Consider the following 5,623-nt stretch of genomic DNA (forward strand, 5'->3'; position numbering starts at 1 on the left):
CAGGGTATAACCAACAGCCGACAGGAAGTTATCGTTGGCATTGATGATGGTTCCATCCAAATTGAATTCAATCACGGCCTGAGATTTTCCGATGGCCTCAATTTGCCCGGAAAAATCTGCGTTTCTCAGTTTAGATTCTGTTACATCGCTGGCGTATTTCACGACCTTAAAGGGCTTACCGTTCATATCCAGAATCGGATTATAGGACGCCTGAATCCACACCTCTTTCCCACCACGCCCCTGACGTTTGTACACCCCGGAGTCATATTCACCGCGACCTAATTTTTCCCAGAAGGCACGGTACTCAGGTGTGTGTTTATCAGCAGCGCATACAAACATGCTGTGATGCTGACCTTTCACCTCGCTCAGGTTGTAACCCATGGTGGTCAGAAAGTTCTCATTCGCATTGAGAATCATGCCGTCGAGATCAAATTCGATCACCGCCTGAGACTTGCTGATGGCATCAATCTGTCCTGTAAAATCAGCGGTTTGTTGCTTAGCTGCTGTCACATCGCTGGCGTACTTCACGACCTTAAAAGGCCGCCCATTCATATCCAGAATGGGGTTATAGGAGGCTTGAATCCAGATCTCTTTCCCCCCTTTACCGATGCGTTTATATTCTCCCGCATCATATTCTCCACGCGCCAGACGCTCCCAGAACAGACGGTATTCGTGACTGTGACGATACTCAGGCTCGACAAATAGACCGTGGTGCTGACCTTGTATTTCACTCAGTGTGTAGCCAACCGTATTAAGGAAATTATCGTTCGCCGTGATGATGGTCCCATCGAGATTAAACTCAATCACCGCCTGAGATTTACCGATAGCATCCAACTGGCCGGAAAAGTCAGCGTACTGCAGTTTTTCTGCCGTCACGTCAGAGGCAAACTTAACCACTTTTATTAGTTTTCCGGAGTCATCCATAATCGGGTTGTAAGTCGCCTGAATCCAGACCTCCTTACCCGCTTTGCCAAAGCGCTTATACTCGCCGGAGTCAAACTCACCGCGCCCCAGCTTATCCCAGAATTCTCGATATTCGGCACTGGATTGATAGGCCGAATCAACAAACATCTTGTGATGCTGTCCGATAACTTCCTCTGCGGTGTACCCCATGGCATTGAGAAAATTGTCATTGGCCGAGATGACGGTGCCATCCAACTCAAATTCGATTACCGCCTGCGATCTGCTAATGGCATCGAACATGTACTTATAGACTTCGAGGTTAGCGTGCATGTGGTCCTGTCCCATCTGTTTATCCCCATCGCTGGATGGTACTTACTCTGGATTCGTCGTCTTTTGGTGCTGGCGATAAAACCTGGGCACCAGAAGCGCCACTTCAGAGTGGTGGCTGATAGAACCTTGTATCGACGTAAGAACAATAATCTAAAGGAGGAACTTGCAGAATATTTAAATAAACAGGCGGCCTAATCTACCAAAAACTATTGAAAAACAAGGAAATAGAAAAACCAAGTAAACAGGTAAGTTTATCCGTACCTGTTTACTGATTACCTGAAGGAAGGTGACGCTACTTTTTAGGCTTAATCGAGCGGCGGCTGGGTTCAGCATTTGCCGGATCATCCGGCCAGCGATGCTTTGGATAGCGGCCTTTCATCTCTTTCTGAACCTCCGGATAGCTATTTTGCCAGAAACCGGCCAGATCCTGCGTCACCTGCAACGGGCGCATCGCAGGTGAAAGCAGATGCAGTTTTAAGGGTGTAGCGTTTCCGATACGGGGGGTATCCAAACAACCAAACATCTCCTGCATCCGCACCGCCAGCACCGGTGGCGTTTCGCTGTAATCAATCTTGATGTTCGAGCCCGTGGGCACGGTAAAGCGCTCAGGTGCCAACTCGTCGAGCTGTTGCGGTAAGGGCCAGGGCAACAGTGCCAGCAGAATATTACGCAGATCGAGGTTGGCGAAGTGGTTAATGTGACTGATCCCGGACAGATACGGTGCCAGCCATTGGTCAACGGAGTCCAACAGGTGTTTATCAGATAGATCCGGCCAGTGATTCTCTGTCGACGCGCCTCCATTCACCTCAGCAAAGCTACTGTGCAGAAATTGCACCCGTGTTTGCCAGCTGCGCAGCGCCGGTGTCCACGGCAGAATATTTAACCCGCGTTTACGAACCACACCCAACAACGCAGCTGACTTGGCTTCGTCGGAAATATCTTTTAGCGGCGCACGACTCAATACTAACTTGCCCACCCGGCGCTGAAGCTCCGCCGTCAAACGGTCCTGTTGTTTGCTCCAGGTCACCTCTTCGAACGACGACACCATATCTGCCAACGGTCCATCAAACAGATCGGGTTCCAGCACCGCTGAAAGGAAGATGCGATCCGTATGATCACCGCTTCGCCCGCCCACCTGAGCCAACGCCAACCATTCAGCATTGTGATGATCCCCTTCCGGCAAGCGCGCCGCACGCCCGTTACTCATCCGGTAATCCGCCCCGCCTTTACTTCGCTGACACGCGATACGATCCGGATAGGCCCCGGCGATCAGAAACCCGGTCCAGCGACTGTTTGCTGGATCAGAGACAGCATTGTCCACCTCGCTTTCTAACAGGCCGCATTGACGCTTAAACTGTTTACTTACCTGACGCATGCGGTGCAACGCACCCTGAGTGTGGCGCTCAGCCTTAAGATCGCCGCGCAACCAGGCGAGTCGTTCAGCGATATCCGTATCACGCCGCTTTAACGGATCACGATCTGAGAGCAAGGCCGCCAAATGACAGGCCTGCTCTGTCAGACCGTAACGAATTCCCAGCAGTAACATATGGGCCAAACGGGGATGAGTGGGTAACTGTGCCATCCGTTCGCCATGAGCCGTCAGTCGGTAACTATCACTACTCACCTCCACTGCATCAAGACGTAACAACAGATCCAGAGCCTGTTGATAAAGCGCTGGCGGCGGCAGATCTAACCAGCTCAACTCAGCCGGATCATCCACTCCCCAGCGGATCAATTGCAGCACCAGTGGAGTGAGATCTGCCTGTGTGATTTCCGGGGCGGTAAACGGCGCCAGCTGTGCTTGTTGTGTTTCCGACCAGAGGCGATAACAGACACCCGGCTCCATACGCCCGGCGCGTCCCGCACGCTGCACGCTGGCAGCGCGAGATAAGCGTCGGGTTTGTAGTCTAGACATGCCGGTTGCAGGATCAAAGATCGCTTCACGACTCAGGCCCGCATCGACGACCACCCTCACACCTTCGATGGTCAAACTGGTTTCCGCAATTGCTGTCGCTAGTACCACCTTACGTTGACCTGCGGGTGAGGGTTCGATCGCCTTGCGCTGCTCCTGCAACGTCAGATCACCGTACAACGGCGTGACGATAACGTGAGACAAGTCTGCCCGGGAGGTAAGCTTTTCGGTCAGTAACTTATAGGTTCGGTTGATCTCACGCTGTCCGGGCAAAAAGACCAAGACACTGCCCTCATCACTGATCAGCGCATCCATCACGGTGGCAGCAGCCACCGGTTCGATCGCCCGATCTAATAAGCCCGCCGCATCCCCGTAATGCACTGTGACCGGATAGGCGCGACCTTCACTACGCAAAATCGGCGCATCATCCAACAGTTCTGCTACCGCTGCCCCATCCAACGTCGCGGACATCACCAGTAATTTCAGCGGATCATCGTCACGAAACAACATCCGCCCCTGCAGCGTTAATGCCAACGCCAGATCAGCGTCAAGACTGCGTTCGTGAAACTCATCGAAGATCACCAACCCGATACCTTCAAGGCTGGGATCACTCTGCAACATGCGTGTCAAAATCCCTTCGGTGACCACTTCAATACGGGTTTTACGGCTCACCTTGGTGTCTAAGCGCACCCGGTAACCGACCGTTTCGCCCGCCTTTTCACCTAGCAGCGAAGCCATCCGTTCAGCTGCCGCCCGTGCTGCCAGGCGACGTGGTTCCAACATAATAATCTTCTGCCCGGACAACCAGACTTCATCCAACAGGGCCAAAGGCACGCCGGTTGTTTTACCCGCACCCGGCGGCGCTTCCAGCACCAATTGATGATGCTCACAGAGCAAAGATTTCAGTTCCGGCAGGACGGTATTGATGGGTAGATCAGACATATCAGGGGTGGGGTTCCGGTCATTGACGTACAGGATCTCTATTGTGCCATCTCCCCTGCCAAGCTTTAACCATGGTATCCCCCGGCAAAGCATTTTTTGTCTTTTTGCTATAAGACAAGAAGCCTATAAAAGAGGCTCAATTCAGCCTCAACCTACTCACTGAATAATGGTACGATCTGACAACATTTTTTTGGACATGGAAGACAGATCGTGAGCAAGTTGAAGCTTCTGGTAGCACCTGCCGATACGGCCAACAACTCTGAACGCTGGTACGAATTTGTTGTTTACCTCAGCCGGACTCTGGATCAGCCGGTCGGGTTGGATACAGCGTTTGATATGGCAGATTTCCGTAGCCGGATGCATCAGGCAGATATCGCCTTTGCGCCACCTACCGAAGCCGTGCTGCTCAACAACAAAGCTGCTTACATCCCGATTTGTCGCCCCCAAAACCAACCCGAAGAGGTTGTTTTTGCTGCCCACGCAGACAATAGCTCGGCGTCTCTAAAAGGTTATCAGGACGCAGAAATCATCACATGCGGTAATACCGTAGCAACACGACTGGGCATGAGTCTGCTGGCAAGGAAAGGGGTGAAACCTAGCACCCTCACCAGCAAGAACGGCTGGATGCATGTATTAAAGACTTTGCAGGGCAACCCTGACGCCTATGCATTCTTTAGCAAGAGCTTTTACGATGAGCTAAATCCACTCTCAAAAGGCAATCTGGCACTGCTGGGCAGCAGTAAGCTGAACCGTGTATTCGCTCAAATGATGGTAAAACCTCAACACCGAGAGCTCGCCGACCGCTTGTCGATGACACTGCTGTCGATGAAAGAAAGCGATAAGGGCCTTCAGGTGCTGGAAAAGCTGAGTATCAGTGCCTGGATTGAAAGTACATCGGATGATGTGCAGACCATGGGACAGCTGTTGCGGGTGAGCTAACTCTTCTGGCTACAATCACAATATTGCTGCTGTGAATCTAGTGAGTTAATTAGACCTGTAGGATGCATACAAAGAGACTCGATGTTGGGAATCGTTTCACTCGTCCCAACCTACAGTTTTTCAGATACTAAAAAGCCCCAACACACGTTCGGGGCTTTTTAGTTTCACGCTAAGTACGCTGTGTTACTCGATTACGTAATCCACAAAATCTTCTTCGCTGATTTCGTTATCTTTCACTTCATAGAGGCTCAGCGTTGTAGGTTGGGACGAGCATAGCGATTCCCAACAACAGTCTCGCTCAACCATTGTGATGAAACACTTCCAACCGGTTTCTTAAATCCATCAGGGCTATAGAAGAAATGCGCGTAGCCCCCAACATATGAAGCCTACAAATACTAAAAAGCCCCAACACACGTTCGGGGCTTTTTAGTTTCACGCTGAGTACGCTACGTTACTCGATCACGTAATCAACAAAATCGTCTTCGCTGATCTCGTTATCTTTCACTTCATACAAGCTCAGCGTTGTAGGTTGGGACGAGCATAGCGATTCCCAACAACAGTCTCGCTCAACCATTGTGATGAAACACTTCCAACCGG

Annotated in this window: 3 protein-coding genes; 1 reads left to right on the top strand and 2 read right to left on the bottom strand. The window is 51.3% G+C overall.

Annotated elements, in window-relative coordinates:
* The coding region (locus ABYW01_RS12515; RefSeq protein WP_372833154.1) for a PAS domain-containing protein at window positions 1-1,248 on the bottom strand (1,248 nt) is incomplete at its 3' end.
* Between the two features lie 277 nt (window positions 1,249-1,525).
* The gene (hrpB, locus tag ABYW01_RS12520; protein WP_372833157.1) at window positions 1,526-4,087 is read right to left on the bottom strand and encodes an ATP-dependent helicase HrpB; all 2,562 of its coding nucleotides are present in this window, start codon (window positions 4,085-4,087) and stop codon (window positions 1,526-1,528) included.
* 210 nt (window positions 4,088-4,297) lie between these two features.
* On the opposite strand from hrpB, the gene ABYW01_RS12525 reads away from it, so the two are divergent.
* Entirely contained in the window at window positions 4,298-5,026 is a 729-nt protein-coding gene (locus ABYW01_RS12525; RefSeq protein WP_372833160.1) for a PhnD/SsuA/transferrin family substrate-binding protein, read from the top strand.
* Window positions 5,027-5,623 lie beyond the last annotated feature (597 nt).

The sequence above is a fragment of the Pontibacterium sp. genome (assembly GCF_041587635.1).
Classification (GTDB): domain Bacteria; phylum Pseudomonadota; class Gammaproteobacteria; order Pseudomonadales; family Balneatricaceae; genus Pontibacterium.

Excerpts from the sequence above, each read along its gene's own strand:
- hrpB (WP_372833157.1), bottom strand. The coding sequence starts at position 4,087 with ATGTCTGATCTACCCATCAATACCGTCCTGCCGGAACTGAAATCTTTG.